Below are 16,338 nucleotides of genomic sequence, written 5' to 3' on the forward strand. Positions count from 1 at the left end.
TTAATGGCCGTTTATCGAAAGGAAGAAGTCAATGCGCAAATTGGTGAAATACGTTGGTATTGGCCTGCTGGTTGTTGGGCTGGCAGCCTGTGACAACAGCGATACCAAAGCTCCGGCACAGGGTGCAGCGGCAGAGAGCAACGCCTCCGGGCAGCCGATTAATCTGCTGGATGGCAAGCTGAGCTTCTCATTACCCGCAGACATGACCGACCAGAGCGGAAAAATGGGCACCCAGAGCAACAATATGCACGTCTACTCCGATGCTACCGGGCAGAAAGCCGTGATCGTTATCGTGGGCGACAACACCGATGAAGACCTCGGCGTAATGGCGAAACGTCTGGAAGAACAGCAGCGTAGCCGCGACCCGCAGTTGCAGGTTGTGACCAATAAATCCATCGAGGTGAAAGGCCAGACGCTGCAACAACTGGACAGCATCATCTCTGCTAAAGGCCAGACTGCATACTCTTCCGTTATCCTCGGCAAAATTGATGGCAAGCTGCTGACGATGCAGGTTACCCTGCCGGCAGATAATCAGCAGCAGGCGCAGACTGCCGCTGAGAACATCATCAATACTATCGTCATCAACTAATTAGTCTGATGACGACGCGGCCTTCGGTTGTTCAACCGGAGGCCTTTTTTTTAGCCGCCATCCCAGCAGCAAGGCAATCGCCACCAGCCCGGCAGCAGCCAGATAAATCGTCGATACGCCCATCCACGCCATCATCAACCCGGCGAGCGGCCCGGTGATCCCAAGCGATAAATCCATAAATACCGTATAGGTGGCCAGCGCGGAACCCTGATTTTGCTGCGGCACGGCCTTCACCGCCACCACGCCCAGCGCCGGGAATACCAGCGAGAAGCCCGCTCCCGCAAGGAAGGTACCGATTTTCGCCATCAGCGGCGTGTCGGCGATGCCCACCAGTAACAGGCCGATAATCTCAACCGAAAAACAGATCATCGCCACGTTCAGCCCGCCCAGACGGTTGATCCCGTTGGGGAACAGCAGACGCGTGCCGACGAACGCGCAGCTAAAGAGCGTGAGCGCGAACGCTGCGCCGTCCCAGCCTTTGGCGTCGTAAAACAACGTAATGAAGGTGGCGATAACGCCGAAGCCCGCCGAGGCCAGTGCCAGTGCCATGCCGTAGGGCCAGACGCGACCGAGCACCGCGCGAAACGACATCACTTTGCCCTTCGCCGCTTTCACTTCAGCACGCGGCAGCGCGCAAATCACCGCCAGCGCGGCAACCGCCATAATCACCAACGCCAGCCCATGCAGGCCACCGTACTGATAACAAAGCACGCCGAGCGGCGCGCCCATCGCCATTGCGCCATAAGTCACGATGCCGTTCCAGGAAATCACCCGCCCGATATGCAGGGAGCCCACCACGCCGACACCCCACAGCGTAGAGCCCGTTCCAGCAAAGCTTTGCCCAATCCCCAGAATCACGCGCCCCAGACACAGCAGCACCAGGCTTACCATCGGCCAGCCGCCGCCCATCGCCGCCAGTAAATAACTCAGGCCACTGAGAAAACAGCCGCACAGACCAAACACCACGATTTTCTTCGGCCCGAGCTGGTCGGCATAGCGCCCGGCATGCGGGCGACTTAACAGCGTGGCGAAGTATTGCAGGCTGATAACCAGACCCGCCCAGAAGGCGCTAAACCCCATGACATCATGGACATAGCCCGGCAGCACCGCGAGCGGCAGGCCGATGGTGAGATAGCTGGCGAAGTTGAAAATAACGACGGAAACGATGCGTAAATTGAGGCGAAAACCGCTGAGTTGCGCCCCATCTGCGGCGTCTGGCATGACAAACATCCGAATTTTAAAACGATGTTTTCATTATTGCATGCGCTGAAATTGAAGTCGCGCTTTTGCGCCGCGCACTTTCAGATAATGCGCTTGCCGCTTCGCACTACACTTAAGTGCGAACGATCAAAAGGAATTCGATATGACCTCCCCACAGCCTGATAAAGCGGGCCTGCATATTTTACTCAAACTCGCCGCCCTGGTGGTGATCCTGGCCGGTATTCATGCCGCCGCCGATATTATCGTCCAGTTGCTGCTGGCGCTCTTTTTCGCCATTGTGCTTAACCCGCTGGTAAGGTGGTTTATGCGTCGGGGATTTTCCCGCGCGCTCGCCATCACCATTGTGATGATAGTGATGCTCTTCTTCCTGACGGCGCTGATGGCCGTGCTCGCTTCATCGATCAATGACTTCATTGCCCTGATGCCGAGCTACAACAAAGAGCTCACCCGCAAATTTATCGAGTTGCAGGAGATGCTGCCATTTCTGCATCTGCACGTTTCGCCGGAAAGATTACTCCAGCGAATGGATTCCGATAAAGTGATGACCCTGGCGACCACCTTAATGACCCAGCTATCCGGGGCGATGACCAGCATTGTGCTGCTGATTATGACCGTGGTGTTTATGCTTTTCGAAGCCCGCCACGTGCCCTATAAGTTGCGTTTTGCCCTTGTGAATCCGCAAGTGCATATCGCCGGCCTTCACCGCGCATTAAAAGGGGTCTCACATTATCTGGCGCTCAAAACGTTTATTAGTCTCATGACCGGCGTGATTGTCTGGCTTGGCCTGCTGCTGCTCGACGTGCAGTTCGCGCTGATGTGGGGCGTGCTGGCGTTTTTGCTGAACTATATTCCCAACATTGGCTCGGTGATTTCCGCTATCCCCCCGATGATTCAGGCGCTGCTGTTTAATGGCTATTACGAATGTTTGATGGTCGGCGCGCTGTTCCTGGTGGTGCACATGGTGCTGGGCAATATTCTGGAGCCACGCGTGATGGGGCATCGTCTGGGGATGTCGACGCTGGTGGTGTTCTTGTCGTTGCTGATATGGGGATGGCTGCTGGGGCCGGTGGGCATGTTGCTGTCGGTGCCGCTGACCAGCGTCTGTAAAATCTGGATGGAAACCACAAAAGGCGGCAGCAAACTGGCGATACTGCTTGGCCCGGGGCGGCCCAAAAGCCGCCTGCCGGGCTAATGTTTAGCGCAGGTTTGCCGGGAAATCTTTCGGCAGTTCACTGGCGGCGCAGGCGATGACCGTGTCATCGTCCGGGCCGCAGTCGCGTACAAAAGTTATGGTCGCGAACTCATCAATCACTTCGGTTGGGTAAGCCGGGCCTGCATCACGATATGAATTCATCAGCGGAATGTGATCGTTCTGGAAGCAGACGGTTTTTTCCGGGTTATTCATTATCCAGCGTGGGAAGAAGATAGTGCCGTGGAACAGTTTGTCGCCCAAATTCACAATCAGGCTGACGTCAGTTCCGGTCGGTTCAGTCCATGAAATTTTGTAGATGCTTTCCCCGACGCGCACGATGTATGCCTGCTGATCTTTCACCCAACGATTCCCAACCAGACCGCTGTGAATGCGGTAATCAAGGGTGTTGCCGTTTTTGACGTAAATCTCGTAGTTCCAGCCATTATCGTAGGTATAAACCAGATGTTTACCGATAAAACCGCTCAAATCATTTTTATCAAAGCTGCTCATCATTCGTTCTCCTCTTTTCGATGGAGTTATCTTATTGCTTTAAAAAATGAATGAATAACGCTATGTTTGAATGAAATTCATCTAAATTTTAAATCAATAATGCATAAGACCACCCTGGAACAATGGGCGCTACTGGAAAAAGTGGTGGCGCTCGGCAGCTTTGCCAAAGCGGCAGAAGAGACCAACCGTAGCCAGTCATCGGTTAGCTATAACTTGTCACTATTGCAGGAACGATTAGGTGTTGCGCTGCTGGTGCCGGAAGGCCGCCGCGCGGTACTGACGCCCGCAGGCGAACTGCTGCTGAGCCAGGTAAAACCCTTGTTGAAAGCCTTTTCCTGGGTCGAAACACGCGCCGCCACGTTGCGCGATGGCATGCGCACGCGGCTTAATCTGGTCGTAGACAGCATCTTTCCTCGTAAACGTCTGTTTGCGATTTTGCGCCAGTTTCAGCAGCATTATCCGCAAACGCAGGTACGACTGACGGAAGTGCTGGAAAACAGCACCGACAGCGACGGCGTGCTGGCAGAAGCGGATGTCATGGTGCTGACGCGACGCCAGGATATTACCGGGCGCGGCGAATGGCTGATGAATATCGATTTTGTCGCCGTCGCCCACCGCGACCACCCGTTGTTTCACCAGGATGCGCCGTTCAGCGATGAGATGCTGCGTAACTGGCCGCTCATTCGTATTGCCGACCATGACAACGCTCGTCAGCCGGGCAACGATGCGTGGACGTTTTCAACGATTGATGCGGCGATTGATGCGGTGATGTATCAGGTGGGCTATGGCTGGTTACCGGAAGAGCGCATACAGCGCCTGCTGGAACAGGGCGTGTTGAAGCCTTTACCGCTCGACCACGGCGCGCGTCGCGCCACGCCGCTGCATTTGATTGTGAAGCAGGATTTCGCCCCGCTGGATGAACAGGTTGAGACGCTGTTGCGATTGTTTAGCGAGGGGTAGGGAAACGTGGTGCAGGGAAATGCCGGATGGCGGCTGCGCCTTATCCGGCCTACAGGCGAACATCATCAATGAATTCGTAGGCCGGATAAGCGAAGCACCATCCGGCAACCGCAAGCTACGCCATCGTGCCAATCGTCTTCCTGAACCGCAGCAGGGCAATCATAAAGAACACCCCGCCAATCGCCAGCAGCGTGACAAACTGCGGCCAGACAATATCAAACCCGGCCCCGCGATAAAGAATCGCCTGCGCCAGACTGACAAAATGGGTCGTCGGCATCGACAACATAATGTCCTGCACCATTTGCGGCATGCTCTCGCGCGGCGTTGAGCCGCCGGAGAGCATCTGTAGCGGCAACAGCACCAGAATCATCAGCAGCCCCAGCTGTGGCATTGAGCGCGCGACCGTGCCCATGAAAATCCCGATGGACGTGGTGGCAAACAGACTCAACGCCACGCCGAGCATAAACAGCGGGATCGAGCCTTCAATCGGCACGCCCAGCACGCCCTGCACCATCAGCACCAGCGACAGCCCGGACACCACCAGCACCACCAGTCCCATCGACCACACCTTAGCCATCATGATTTCAAACGGCGTAATGGGCATCACCAGCAAATGCTCTACGGTGCCGTGCTCGCGCTCGCGGATCAGCGCCGAGCCCGTCAGCACAATCGCCAGCATGGTGATGTTGTTGATAATCGCCATCACCCCACCGAACCACGCAGGCTCAAGGTTCGGGTTAAAACGCATCCGCGTTTCCAGCGCCACCAGCGGCTCGCTGTTATCGCGGTAGCGCGCGACAAAACTGTTCACCTCGCCGTTGATAATGCTCTGGATGTAGCTGTTGCCGGTAAACGCCTGGCTCATGCGCGTGGCATCGACGTTCACCTGAATATCCGGCTGACGCCCGGCCAGCACGTCACGCTGAAAATTGGGCGGAATGTTCACCGCGAAAGTATAACGCCCGGCATCCAGCCCGGCGTCCATTTCATCGGCAGTGATCATCTCCGGCGGCAGAAACCACGGGCGGTAAAAGCTATTCACAATACGGTTAGAAAGCTGCGACTGGTCCATATCCGCGATAGCGATAGGCGCCAGATGCAGCGACCCCGGCGTGACCGTTGCCGACGAGTAAACCGACAGCGTAAACGCAAACACAATCAGCGCCAGCATCGCTTTATCGCCCAACAGGCTGCGCAGCTCCTTGATGCCCAGGTTATAAATATTGCGTAATCGGCGCATCATCCCTCCTGTTTTTTCAGCAGCAGCACGCTCAGGCCAATCACCAGCGGCACAGCAATCAGCAGCGGAATGAACAGCGGCCAGAGATCGCCCAGATCCAGCGCCTTCGAAAACGTCCCGCGCGCGATGGTCAGGAAATGGCTGGTCGGGTAGATCTCGCCGATCCACCGCCCCGGCCCTTCCAGCGACGCCACCGGATCGATCATCCCGGAGAACTGCGTCGCCGGGATCAGCGTAATGATCGAGGTACCAAAAATGGCGGCGATCTGGCTTTTCATAAAGGTGGAAATCAGCAGCCCCATCCCGGTAGCGATGGTGACATACAGCAGCGCCGCCAGCGTCAGGGTGAGGAAACTGCCTTTGTGTTCAACGCCAAACACAAACACCGACAACGCGCAAAGCAGGAAGAAGTTGAGCATCCCCAGCGCGATGTAGGGCAACTGTTTGCCGAGCAGAAATTCGCTCCGTGTCGTCGGCGTAACGTAGAGGTTAATAATTGACCCCAGCTCTTTCTCACGCACCACGCTTAATGCGCTGAGCATTGAAGGGATCATCATCAGCAGTAATGGAATAACCGCAGGCACAATCGCCGGAAGACTTTTTACATCCGGGTTATAGCGATAGCGGGTTTCGATGGTCATCAGGCCGTTCTGCGCGTTTGACGTCGGCTGGCGACTGGCGACGTCCTGTAGCCAGGTCTGGTGCATCGCCTGCACGTAACCCTGCACCGTTTCCGCCCGGCTCGGCATCGCACCATCCACCCAGACGCCGATTTTCACCGGCGTACCACGTGCAATATCACGACCAAAGTTGGGCGGAATTTCGATCGCCACCGCAACGTCGCCTGCGCGCATTCGTTTATCCAGCTCGTCATAACTGGTGAGCGGCGGCTGTTCGATAAAGTAGCGGGAACCGGCAAGATTGAGTGACCATGCCTGGCTGCTCATGGTCTGGTCGCGATCGAGCACGGCAAAGCGCAGGTTTTCGACATCCATGCTGATGCCATAACCCATGATCAGCATCAGAATCACCGTACCGAGCATCGCCAGCGTAGAACGTACCGGGTCGCGGCGCAGTTCCAGCGCTTCGCGGCGGCTATAGCTGAACAGGCGGCGCAGGCTGAAGCCCTGACGCGGCGGTTTTGGCGCTTCATGCGTCACCGGGATGTCGTCTGGCGGCGGCACCTGCGGTGCAGGGCCGGAGGCTTCCTGAAGCCAGGCGATAAACGCCTCTTCCAGATTCGCCGCGCCACGGCGCTCAACCAGTTCCTGCGGCGTGCCGCTGGCCAGCACTTTGCCCGCGTGCATCAGCGACATGCGGTCGCAGCGCTCCGCTTCGTTCATAAAGTGAGTGGAGATGAAAATAGTGACTTTATCCTGCCGCGACAAATCAACCATCAGTTGCCAGAACATATCGCGCGCCACCGGGTCAACGCCGGAAGTCGGTTCATCAAGAATGAGCATTTCCGGGCGATGGATCACCGCCACCGCCAACGACAATCGCTGGCGAATGCCCAGCGGTAGCGCGGCGGGAAGTGCGTCTTCGACGTCGGCGAGCATGAAGCGATCGCTCATTTCCGCGACTCGCGCCGGGATTTCCGCTTCGGGAATATGAAACAGGCGGGCGTGAAGTTCGAGGTTTTGCCGCACGGTGAGTTCACTGTAAAGCGAGAACGCCTGCGACATATACCCCACACGGCGACGGGTTTCGATATCGTTCGGGTCAACGGGCTGACCGAACAGCCAGGCTTCACCTCCGCTGGCAGGCAACAGGCCCGTGAGCATCTTCATGGTGGTCGATTTGCCGCAGCCGTTGGAGCCGAGAAAACCAAAAATCTCGCCGCGCGGAATGCGAAAATTCACATGGTCCACCGCGACAAAATCACCGAAACGCATGGTGAGATCGCGTGCTTCAATGGCGATTTCTGCATTTTCTGCCTGATACGGCGGAATGACGACCGGTTTATGCGCCTGCCGCTGCGCCTCTGGCAACAGGGCGATAAATGCCTGTTCCAGCGTCTCGCTGCCGGTTTTATCCCGCAGTTGCTGCGCGCTGCCCGTCGCCATCACTTCCCCGGCGTTCATTGCCACCAGCCAGTCGAAACGCTCGGCTTCCTCCATGTATGCGGTCGCGACCAGCACGCTCATGTTGCTTTGTCGTTCACGGATGCTGTCGATCAGATCCCAGAACTGCGCGCGTGAAAGCGGGTCAACGCCGGTTGTGGGCTCATCGAGGATCAGCAGTTCCGGGTCGTGGATCAACGCGCAGCACAGCCCCAGCTTTTGCTTCATCCCACCCGAGAGCTTCCCGGCAGGGCGATCGCGGAACGGGGCCAGCCCGGTACTGTTCAACAGTTCGGTGATCCGCGCCTCGCGCTCCGCTTTATTGTGGCCAAACAGGCGCGCGAAGAAGTCGACGTTTTCATACACCGATAGCGTGTGGTAGAGGTTTTTGCCCAGCCCCTGCGGCATCCAGGCGATACGCGGGCAGACATCGCGGCGGTGCGCCGCATCGCGCATATCGCCACCGAGCACCATCACATTGCCCTGCTCAATCACCCGCGCACCGGAAATCAGCGACAGCAGGCTCGATTTCCCGACGCCATCCGGGCCAATCAATCCCACCATGCACCGTGACGGAATGTTCAGCGTAATGTTCTTTAACGCCACCGTCGCGCCGTAACGCTGGCCGACGCCTTCAAGCTGTGCGACGGGAGGCCGTATCTGGCCTGTCATTGCGGCAACCTCACCACCAGGTCATCCGGCCAGGGTTGCTGTTCATCCAGACGCACCCACGCCATGCCCGGCAGCCCGGTTTTTACATACTCCAGATGCTGTTGCAGCAGCTCTTGTGGAATGCGCGCTTTCACGCGGAACATCAGCTTCAGCCGCTCATCGCGGGTTTCCACGGTTTTTGGCGTGAACTGGGCAACGCTCGCCACAAAGCTGATGGTGGCCGGAACGCGTAGATCGGGCGCGGCATCAAGCACCAGACGCGCTTCACCGCCAATTTTCAACAACCCCGCCTGCTCGGTCGGCAGGAAGAAGGTCATATAAACATCGCTGAGATCGACCATATTGAGCACCCGACCGCCTGCCGCCAGCACTTCACCCGGCTCGGCGACACGATACTGCACGCGCCCGTCGCGCGGAGCTTTGAGCTCGCTGTCGTCGATATCAGCCTGAATGCGCCGCTCGGTAGCCTGCGCTGCCTCGACGCGCGTTTGCGTCTGGATGATATTGGTGCGCGCCGCTTCAATCGCCGCATTGGATGCAGAGACCTGCGCTCTCGCCGACTCCAGCGCTGCACGCGCGCTCTCTGCCGCCGCACGATCGTCATCTAACTGTTGCGCGGAGACCGCGCCGCGCGTCGATAACGTCTGCGAGCGGGTATGACGTTTAGAGACGGATGCCAGCTCGGCATCACGCTGCTTCACCACCGCCTGCGCCGCACGCATCTCGCTCTGGCGCTGCTCCAGCAAAGCTCGCGCAGCCGCTACCGCGCTTTCGGCTTCTTTAATTTGCGCGATAGCTTCCTGGCGCTGCTCGTTCAGCACGCGGGTATCCATCTTCGCTAATACCTCGCCCTGACGCACAAACTGCCCTTCCGACACCAGAATGGTGTCGATGCGCCCGGCTATTTTGGTGGCGATATCCACTTCCGTGGCTTCGATTCTGCCATTGCTGACCGCGAACCCTTCCGGCACACCCGCGGGCCGTAACATCCACCACGCCACGGCAGCTACCACCGCGACAATGCCAATGATCCACCACGTCAAATGACGTTTAATCTTGTCCATGCTCGACCCGCCATAATCCCTGTTACCAAACCACGCGTGTCACAAAGCGCGCCGAACAAGCGTTCAGCGACAATTCCCCTCCGGGATAAGAGGGAAAAAGGAGAGAGAGCCAGACGGTGTACAGGCGTCGGAATGACGCTCACCGTAAAGGAGAGTGCTGGATGAAGGTGTTGCGAAATCGGGTAGTAATGTTGTCATCATCAGCGTTCCTGGCCGTAAATGAAACACGCGTACTCATTGATAGTATCAATGTGATAGTAACACCTGATTTTTGTATGTCTATTGTGTTCTTGTAGCAGCATCCTGGCGGCTTTCGGGAATCAGGCGGTGGAGGCGCTTTTGCCTGATGCGCTTCGCTTATCAGGCCTACGGAGTTGAGCCCTTGTAGGCCGGGCAAGCGCAGCGCCCCCGGCGCTTTTGCCTGATGGCGCTTCGCTTATCAGGCCTACGGGATTGAGCCCTTGTAGGCCGGGCAAGCGCAGCGCCCCCGGCGCTTTTGCCTGATGCGCTTCGCTTATCAGGCCTACGGAGTTTGCGCCCTTGTAGGCCGGGCAAGCGCAGCGCCCCCGGCGTTATTCGCTCAGCGCCTGCGCACAGGCCCAGGCGCTTGACCACGCCCACTGGAAGTTATAGCCGCCCAGCCAGCCGGTGACATCCATCACTTCACCAATGAAATACAGCCCCGGCACCTTACGCGCTTCCATGGTTCGGGAAGAGAGTTCGTTGGTATCCACGCCGCCCAGCGTCACTTCCGCCGTGCGATACCCTTCTGTGCCGTTAGGCTGCACGCGCCATTCGGTTAAGGTTTGCACCAGTGTTTGCTGATCGCGCACATTCAACTGCTTTAACGTGACATCCGGAATCTGCCCCAGTTGTTGCAAGCACTCCACCAGACGTTTCGGCAGATGCATTGCCAGGGTATTTTTCAGGCTCTGATTCGGGTGTTCCACACGCTGCGCATCAAGGAATTCGGCAAGGTCGATATCCGGCAGCAGGTTAATGGTGACGAATTCACCGGGCTGCCAGTAGCTGGAGATCTGCAACACCGCCGGGCCGGAGAGACCGCGGTGCGTAAACAGCAGGCTTTCGCGGAAAACGGTGCCATCTTCTGCGCTAATAACAGAGGGAACAGAAACACCCGAGATAGTTTGGGAAACATCCAGCATCGGTTTGTGAAGTGTGAAAGGCACAAGCCCGGCGCGGGTTGGCAGAACCTTCAGGCCGAATTGTTCAGCAATTTTGTAACCAAATGGCGATGCGCCAAGGCCCGGCATCGACAGTCCACCGCTGGCAATCACCAGTTTCTTCGCGGTGACCGTTTCGCCGTTGAGTTGCAGGATAAAGCCCGCTTCATCACGCTCAACGCTCAATATTTCGCTGCGCAGGCGTGTCGTAACGTTGCCTTTTGCACATTCATCTACCAGCAGTTTTACAATTTGCTCGGCGGAATCGTCGCAGAAAAGTTGCCCCAGCGTCTTCTCGTGCCAGGCAATGCCGTGCTTTCCGACCAGGTCGATGAAATCCCATTGGGTGTAGCGCGCCAGCGCAGATTTGCAAAAATGCGGGTTTTGGCTGAGATATGCCGCAGGTTCGACATAAAGATTAGTAAAGTTGCAGCGACCGCCGCCGGACATCAGAATCTTGCGTCCGGGCTTCTTACCGTTATCCAGCAACAGTACGCGCAGGCCCGCCTGCCCGGCCTGCGCGGCACAAAACATTCCTGCGGCACCGGCCCCAATTACAATGGCATCAAACCTTTCCACGCACTATCCTCAACTTAGTGATTGTCGGGAATTGTAAATTTTTCACGCATGTCGTACCAGTGAAATATAAGGCAATCCCGCATATCTATTTGAAAAATCTTAAATAATCATTTGCGACAGCTATAGAACTGTGGGGGAATATCAAAAAAAGTCTATATTTCACTTTGCCCGCGCTGCCAAAGTCCATGATAATGCCGCGCGTTCATGTCCTCAAAATGGCGTAACGTACTATGTTACATTTGTTCGCAGGTCTGGATTTACATACCGGGCTTTTGTTGGTACTTGCTCTGATTTTTGTTCTGTTCTATGAAGCCATTAACGGCTTCCATGATACGGCAAACGCAGTGGCAACCGTGATTTATACTCGCGCTATGCGATCGCAGCTTGCGGTTGCCATGGCGGCTATCTTTAACTTCCTCGGCGTTCTGCTGGGCGGCCTGAGTGTAGCCTATGCCATTGTGCATATGTTACCGACAGATCTCCTGCTTAATGTCAGTTCAGCGCACGGCCTCGCCATGGTCTTCTCCATGTTGTTGGCTGCGATTATCTGGAACCTCGGCACCTGGTATTTTGGTCTGCCGGCATCCAGTTCTCACACGCTGATTGGCGCGATCATTGGTATTGGTTTAACCAATGCGCTGATGACCGGCACATCGGTGGTGGATGCGCTTAACATTCCGAAAGTACTGAATATTTTCGGCTCCCTCATCGTGTCACCAATTGTCGGCCTGGTCTTCGCAGGTGGTCTGGTGTTCCTGCTACGTCGCTACTGGAGCGGTACGAAAAAACGTGCGCGTATCCACCTGACGCCGGCAGAGCGTGAAAAGAAAGACGGTAAGAAAAAGCCGCCATTCTGGACGCGTATTGCCCTGATCATTTCGGCTATCGGCGTGGCATTCTCTCACGGCGCGAACGACGGTCAGAAAGGCATTGGTCTGATCATGCTGGTATTGATTGGCGTGGCTCCGGCAGGGTTCGTGGTCAACATGAACGCATCTGGCTACGAAATCACCCGTACCCGTGATGCTATCAATAACGTTGAAGTCTTCTATCAGCAACATCCTGCGTTGCTGAAAAAAGTCACCGGTGTTGACCAGATTATTCCTGAGCCTGATACCGCCATCACGCCGTCTGGCGAGCTGCACTGTCATCCGGCAAACTCTCTCTACGCGTTAACCCGCGTGAAGAACATGCTGGCGGATATCGAGACCTACGACAAACTGAGCGTCGAACAGCGTAGCCAGCTGCGCCGCATCATGCTGTGTATCTCTGATACCACTGACAAAGTCGCTAAGCTGCCAGAAGTGAGCGCTGACGATCAGCGTCTGCTGAAGAAACTGAAAGGCGACATGCTCAATACGATTGAGTACGCACCGGTCTGGATCATCATGGCCGTCGCGCTGGCTCTGGGTTGCGGTACGATGATTGGCTGGCGCCGTGTGGCAACCACCATCGGTGAAAAAATCGGTAAGAAAGGCATGACCTATGCACAGGGTATGGCGGCGCAGATGACCTCTGCGGTATCCATCGGCCTGGCGAGTTATACCGGGATGCCGGTTTCCACCACTCACGTTCTCTCCTCTTCTGTGGCGGGTACGATGATCGTGGATGGCGGCGGTCTGCAACGGAAAACCGTGACCAACATTCTGATGGCATGGGTGTTCACGCTGCCAGCATCGATTCTGCTTTCGGGCGGATTGTATTGGCTGTCGTTGATGATTATCTGATTATCAGGCAGACAAAAAAGACGGGTCAGGAAACTGGCCCGTCTTTTTTTATGGCGAGAAGCTAATGCCAGAGAGCCAAAGCGATCAGGCTCACGACCACTAAACCACATAGTGAACTGGTCAAAATAAACTGGCGGCGCAGGCGCTCACAGCGGCGGATAAACTCGTCGTCATGATGGTCGCGATAGCGCTGACCGTAAATGTACCAAACCAGCCTCACCTGCTTGCTGGGTTGGCCATGTGAGGTAAAAAAACCTCCACCATCAACATACTGATAGAGCAAGGGATCGCAACCACGCAGTACCACTAACAATGCACGCAACGACGAGAAATAGCGTGCCATATTCACCACACAGACGACACACAGGGCCCAAAACAGCGCGATTGTGCTGATCATACCTCCTCCCCGGCGACCCACCCAGCGGAGACTCCTCCCGGGCTACCGCACCCCGATAACCAATAGCTTAGACAGCTCAGTGAAAAGGTGAGAATCCGATCACGTTTATTTATCCGATCGGCTCATTAAATAGTGTAGGAGATTAGTGAAATTTTTTACCACAACCTTAAGCGTTATCAATAGGTGTCTTTAGATAAATTTGTTTAAAGAATTGGTGATCGCGTCGCATTGACGCGCAGACCCGGTCGCTATAATGTAGAAATATCTTCTACAATGAGGTCTTTAAGATTATTACAAGGCCTGATTAGCATCCCCGGATGCAGCAGATTTAAGGCAGGGCTACCCCCCGCGCAATCGATATGCAGGACGCGGGCGACTTCACGCCCATTGGTCATCGACAACTTTATGGAAGGAGTAACACCATGGCTTACAAACACATTCTTATCGCGGTAGACCTTTCACCAGAAAGCAAAGTACTGGTTGAGAAAGCCGTTTCTATGGCACGCCCATACAACGCGAAAGTTTCCCTGATTCATGTTGATGTGAACTACTCCGATCTCTACACCGGCCTTATCGATGTGAATCTGGGCGACATGCAGAAACGCATTTCGGAAGAGACGCACCATGCGCTGTCTGAGCTGTCTACCAATGCGGGTTACCCGATTACCGAAACCCTGAGCGGCAGCGGCGATCTGGGCCAGGTGCTGGTCGACGCCATCAAGAAATACGATATGGACCTGGTGGTTTGCGGTCATCATCAGGACTTCTGGAGCAAGCTGATGTCTTCTGCTCGTCAGTTGATCAACACCGTTCACGTCGATATGTTGATTGTTCCGCTGCGCGACGAAGAAGAGGAGTAATCGCCTCTCGCGCATAATGACAACGCCCGCTTTTGCGGGCGTTTTTGTAGGTGGTGCGGCCTACAATCACGTATCGACACGTAGGCCTGATAAGCGTAGCGCCATCAGGCAATTCGCTTACGCTTTGCGCGCGGCAATCCAGTCCTGAACTTCGATAACAAATTCATCCGGCGCTTTGCGGTACATCTTGCGGGCAAGGTCGAGGATCGTGTGCTGAGCCAGCGCCTCTTCCATTCGCTGCTGTGCCATGTCCATTACCGAGCGCACGCCGCAGATGCCTTCACACGCCCACTCCGGCGGCTGTTCATCAAACACGGCCAACCGCTGGCGAATCTCGCGGCATTCAAAGATGCGCTTCTCACCGTCGATGGCAACAGCCACATCTTTCACCGTGATGTGCTCCGCGGGTTTTGCCAGCTGAAAACCACCGCCCTTCCCTTCAATGCTGCGCACCAGCCCGGCTTTTGACAGGCGAGTGAAGATTTTGGCGAGGTAGTCATAGGGCACGCTTTGTAACTCGGCAATTTCGCGCACGCTCATATCACGGGTGTCGCCCTTGCTGTCTACCATGCACATCAGGCTATGAATGCCGTACTCAACCCCGGAACTGTAAAATGCCATGCTTTAATCTCAGCCAATATAACTCTGAGTTATTGTAGCTAGTTCGCCCTTATCAATCCAGACACTTCATTTCAATACGGCGAAACTAAAAAAATAAATAGATATTAATCATAATGATAGAAGGAAGCACCCAATCGTGCTGATTTTTCACATTGCCTTTTTAAACTACGACCAATAAAATCCGAGTCAATTAATCGACGTTAACAGAGTGAATGAGCGATGCGTAAACAAATTTTGATCGTAGGTGCCGGTTTTGCCGGAATGTGGGCTGCCCTGAGCGCGGCGCGCCTGGCGGACAAGCATGATAATCAGGCTATTGATATTACAGTGATTGCTCCGCAGCCAGAGCTGCGCGTGCGCCCGCGTTTTTATGAAAGTCACGTTGAAACGCTGGTTTCCCCGCTGATGCCGCTGTTCGACGTCACCGGCGTGACATTCCTGCGCGGTACCGTATCTGATATCCACACCGACTCGCGTAGCGTGAGCTGGAAAGATGCGGACGGTAAAACTCACCAGCATCCCTACGACCGCCTGATTCTGGCGAGCGGTAGTCACGTAAACCGTTCATTTGTCTCAGGTGTTGAAGCGCATGCCTTCGATCTCGATCAGCTGGAAAGCGCCGCCGTTTTAGAAAAACATCTGCATTCTCTGGCCTCTCAAACTGAAAGTGACGCGCGTAACACCGTCGTCGTCTGCGGCGGCGGGTTTACCGGTATTGAAATGGCGATGGAATTACCCGGCCGTCTGCGCGACATTCTTGGCTCAAATGCTAAGACCAGAGTAGTCGTAGTTGAGCGCGGCCCACAGCCGGGTTCACGTTACAGTGAAGAACTCCGCAATGTGGTCATCGATGCCTCCAACGAACTGGGGGTCGAATGGATTGTGAATGCAGAAGTCGAATCGGTGGATGCTACTGGCGTCACGCTGAAAGACGGGCAGCGAATTGCCTCTTCAACCGTTATCTGGACCGTGGGCGTGCAGGCAAGCGACCTGACGGCACAAATTGATGCGCCGCGCGATCGCCAGGGGCGTCTGCATGTGGATGCGAATCTTCAGGTTGTCGGCCATGAAGCGATTTTCGCCACCGGCGACGTGGCGTATGCGGCAACGGATGACAAAGGCAACCACGCGCTGATGACCTGCCAGCACGCGATTCTGCTGGGCAAATTCGCCGGGAATAACGCTGCCGCCAGTTTACTGGGAGTGGAACCGTCGCCGTATCGCCAGGAGATGTACGTCACCTGTCTGGATCTCGGCGCATGGGGTGCTGTGTATACCGAAGGATGGGATCAGCAGGTGAAACTGACGCGCGAAGAGGCGAAGAAGTTGAAGGTGTCTATCGTCAGCGAGCTGATTTACCCGCCGAAAGCGGAGAGAACGGCGGCGTTTGAGATGGCGGATCCGTACGCGCCGTTTGTGTAGGGGCCCTCACCCCGGCCCTCTCCCACAGGGAGAGGGA

The 16,338-nt window shown here is 55.8% G+C and carries 14 protein-coding genes; 6 read left to right on the top strand and 8 right to left on the bottom strand.

Features of this window, described 5'->3' with window-relative positions; translation table 11 throughout:
- Positions 1 to 31 precede the first annotated feature (31 nt).
- Entirely contained in the window at positions 32 to 589 is a 558-nt protein-coding gene (locus NMC31_RS18535; RefSeq protein WP_253898772.1) for a DcrB family lipoprotein, read from the top strand.
- Here the strand turns inward: NMC31_RS18535 and NMC31_RS18540 are convergent, their stop codons facing one another.
- Positions 590 to 1,810, bottom strand: coding sequence for an MFS transporter (locus NMC31_RS18540; protein ID WP_253898773.1), 1,221 nt, complete (start codon positions 1,808 to 1,810; stop codon positions 590 to 592).
- A gap of 142 nt (positions 1,811 to 1,952) precedes the next feature.
- Here NMC31_RS18540 and NMC31_RS18545 point away from each other — a divergent pair, with 142 nt between their 5' ends.
- Positions 1,953 to 3,002 (top strand): AI-2E family transporter, encoded by a 1,050-nt coding sequence (locus tag NMC31_RS18545; protein ID WP_149464088.1) that lies wholly within the window; start codon positions 1,953 to 1,955, stop codon positions 3,000 to 3,002.
- Positions 3,003 to 3,005: 3 nt separating this feature from the next.
- Here NMC31_RS18545 and NMC31_RS18550 read toward each other — a convergent pair whose 3' ends face one another.
- A complete protein-coding gene (locus tag NMC31_RS18550; RefSeq protein ID WP_253898774.1) occupies positions 3,006 to 3,515 on the bottom strand; it encodes a phenolic acid decarboxylase in 510 nt (169 codons plus the stop codon).
- A gap of 96 nt (positions 3,516 to 3,611) precedes the next feature.
- Here NMC31_RS18550 and NMC31_RS18555 point away from each other — a divergent pair, with 96 nt between their 5' ends.
- A complete protein-coding gene (locus tag NMC31_RS18555; RefSeq protein WP_253898775.1) occupies positions 3,612 to 4,472 on the top strand; it encodes a LysR family transcriptional regulator in 861 nt (286 codons plus the stop codon).
- Between the two features lie 115 nt (positions 4,473 to 4,587).
- Here the strand turns inward: NMC31_RS18555 and NMC31_RS18560 are convergent, their stop codons facing one another.
- The 4 genes from NMC31_RS18560 to NMC31_RS18575 all read right to left on the bottom strand — a co-directional run bounded on the left by NMC31_RS18560 (position 4,588) and on the right by NMC31_RS18575 (position 11,274).
- Positions 4,588 to 5,712 carry an ABC transporter permease gene (locus NMC31_RS18560; protein ID WP_149464085.1) on the bottom strand — a complete coding sequence of 375 codons (1,125 nt, stop codon included), beginning with the start codon at positions 5,710 to 5,712 and terminating at the stop codon, positions 4,588 to 4,590.
- A complete protein-coding gene (rbbA, locus tag NMC31_RS18565) occupies positions 5,712 to 8,447 on the bottom strand; it encodes a ribosome-associated ATPase/putative transporter RbbA (RefSeq protein ID WP_253898776.1) in 2,736 nt (911 codons plus the stop codon). Before rbbA ends, NMC31_RS18560 begins: the two co-directional genes overlap by 1 nt.
- Positions 8,444 to 9,511: an HlyD family secretion protein gene (locus NMC31_RS18570; RefSeq protein WP_253898777.1), complete on the bottom strand. Its 1,068-nt coding sequence runs from the start codon at positions 9,509 to 9,511 to the stop codon at positions 8,444 to 8,446. The genes rbbA and NMC31_RS18570 overlap by 4 nt, the downstream gene beginning before the upstream one ends.
- Positions 9,512 to 10,083: 572 nt before the next feature.
- A complete protein-coding gene (locus NMC31_RS18575; protein ID WP_253898778.1) occupies positions 10,084 to 11,274 on the bottom strand; it encodes a BaiN/RdsA family NAD(P)/FAD-dependent oxidoreductase in 1,191 nt (396 codons plus the stop codon).
- 230 nt (positions 11,275 to 11,504) lie between these two features.
- Here NMC31_RS18575 and pitA point away from each other — a divergent pair, with 230 nt between their 5' ends.
- Positions 11,505 to 13,001: an inorganic phosphate transporter PitA gene (gene pitA, locus NMC31_RS18580; protein WP_108476775.1), complete on the top strand. Its 1,497-nt coding sequence runs from the start codon at positions 11,505 to 11,507 to the stop codon at positions 12,999 to 13,001.
- Positions 13,002 to 13,062: 61 nt separating this feature from the next.
- Here the strand turns inward: pitA and uspB are convergent, their stop codons facing one another.
- The gene (uspB, locus tag NMC31_RS18585) at positions 13,063 to 13,398 is read right to left on the bottom strand and encodes a universal stress protein UspB (protein ID WP_149464079.1); all 336 of its coding nucleotides are present in this window, start codon (positions 13,396 to 13,398) and stop codon (positions 13,063 to 13,065) included.
- 422 nt (positions 13,399 to 13,820) lie between these two features.
- On the opposite strand from uspB, the gene uspA reads away from it, so the two are divergent.
- The gene (gene uspA / locus NMC31_RS18590; RefSeq protein ID WP_004106650.1) at positions 13,821 to 14,258 is read left to right on the top strand and encodes a universal stress protein UspA; all 438 of its coding nucleotides are present in this window, start codon (positions 13,821 to 13,823) and stop codon (positions 14,256 to 14,258) included.
- A gap of 117 nt (positions 14,259 to 14,375) precedes the next feature.
- On the opposite strand, the gene NMC31_RS18595 is transcribed toward uspA, so the two are convergent.
- Positions 14,376 to 14,879, bottom strand: coding sequence for an RrF2 family transcriptional regulator (locus NMC31_RS18595; protein ID WP_253898779.1), 504 nt, complete (start codon positions 14,877 to 14,879; stop codon positions 14,376 to 14,378).
- 219 nt (positions 14,880 to 15,098) lie between these two features.
- On the opposite strand from NMC31_RS18595, the gene NMC31_RS18600 reads away from it, so the two are divergent.
- Positions 15,099 to 16,301 (top strand): NAD(P)/FAD-dependent oxidoreductase, encoded by a 1,203-nt coding sequence (locus NMC31_RS18600; RefSeq protein ID WP_253898780.1) that lies wholly within the window; start codon positions 15,099 to 15,101, stop codon positions 16,299 to 16,301.
- Positions 16,302 to 16,338 lie beyond the last annotated feature (37 nt).

Source organism: Pseudocitrobacter vendiensis (genome assembly GCF_943590815.1).
Classification (GTDB): domain Bacteria; phylum Pseudomonadota; class Gammaproteobacteria; order Enterobacterales; family Enterobacteriaceae; genus Pseudocitrobacter; species Pseudocitrobacter vendiensis.

Coding starts and splice junctions, on each gene's coding strand:
- pitA (WP_108476775.1), top strand. CDS start 11,505: ATGTTACATTTGTTCGCAGGTCTGGATTTACATACCGGGCTTTTGTTG.
- NMC31_RS18600 (WP_253898780.1), top strand. CDS start 15,099: ATGCGTAAACAAATTTTGATCGTAGGTGCCGGTTTTGCCGGAATGTGG.
- NMC31_RS18535 (WP_253898772.1), top strand. CDS start 32: ATGCGCAAATTGGTGAAATACGTTGGTATTGGCCTGCTGGTTGTTGGG.
- uspA (WP_004106650.1), top strand. CDS start 13,821: ATGGCTTACAAACACATTCTTATCGCGGTAGACCTTTCACCAGAAAGC.
- NMC31_RS18540 (WP_253898773.1), bottom strand. CDS start 1,810: ATGCCAGACGCCGCAGATGGGGCGCAACTCAGCGGTTTTCGCCTCAAT.
- NMC31_RS18570 (WP_253898777.1), bottom strand. CDS start 9,511: ATGGACAAGATTAAACGTCATTTGACGTGGTGGATCATTGGCATTGTC.
- uspB (WP_149464079.1), bottom strand. CDS start 13,398: ATGATCAGCACAATCGCGCTGTTTTGGGCCCTGTGTGTCGTCTGTGTG.
- NMC31_RS18550 (WP_253898774.1), bottom strand. CDS start 3,515: ATGATGAGCAGCTTTGATAAAAATGATTTGAGCGGTTTTATCGGTAAA.
- NMC31_RS18560 (WP_149464085.1), bottom strand. CDS start 5,712: ATGCGCCGATTACGCAATATTTATAACCTGGGCATCAAGGAGCTGCGC.
- NMC31_RS18595 (WP_253898779.1), bottom strand. CDS start 14,879: ATGGCATTTTACAGTTCCGGGGTTGAGTACGGCATTCATAGCCTGATG.
- NMC31_RS18555 (WP_253898775.1), top strand. CDS start 3,612: ATGCATAAGACCACCCTGGAACAATGGGCGCTACTGGAAAAAGTGGTG.
- rbbA (WP_253898776.1), bottom strand. CDS start 8,447: ATGACAGGCCAGATACGGCCTCCCGTCGCACAGCTTGAAGGCGTCGGC.
- NMC31_RS18545 (WP_149464088.1), top strand. CDS start 1,953: ATGACCTCCCCACAGCCTGATAAAGCGGGCCTGCATATTTTACTCAAA.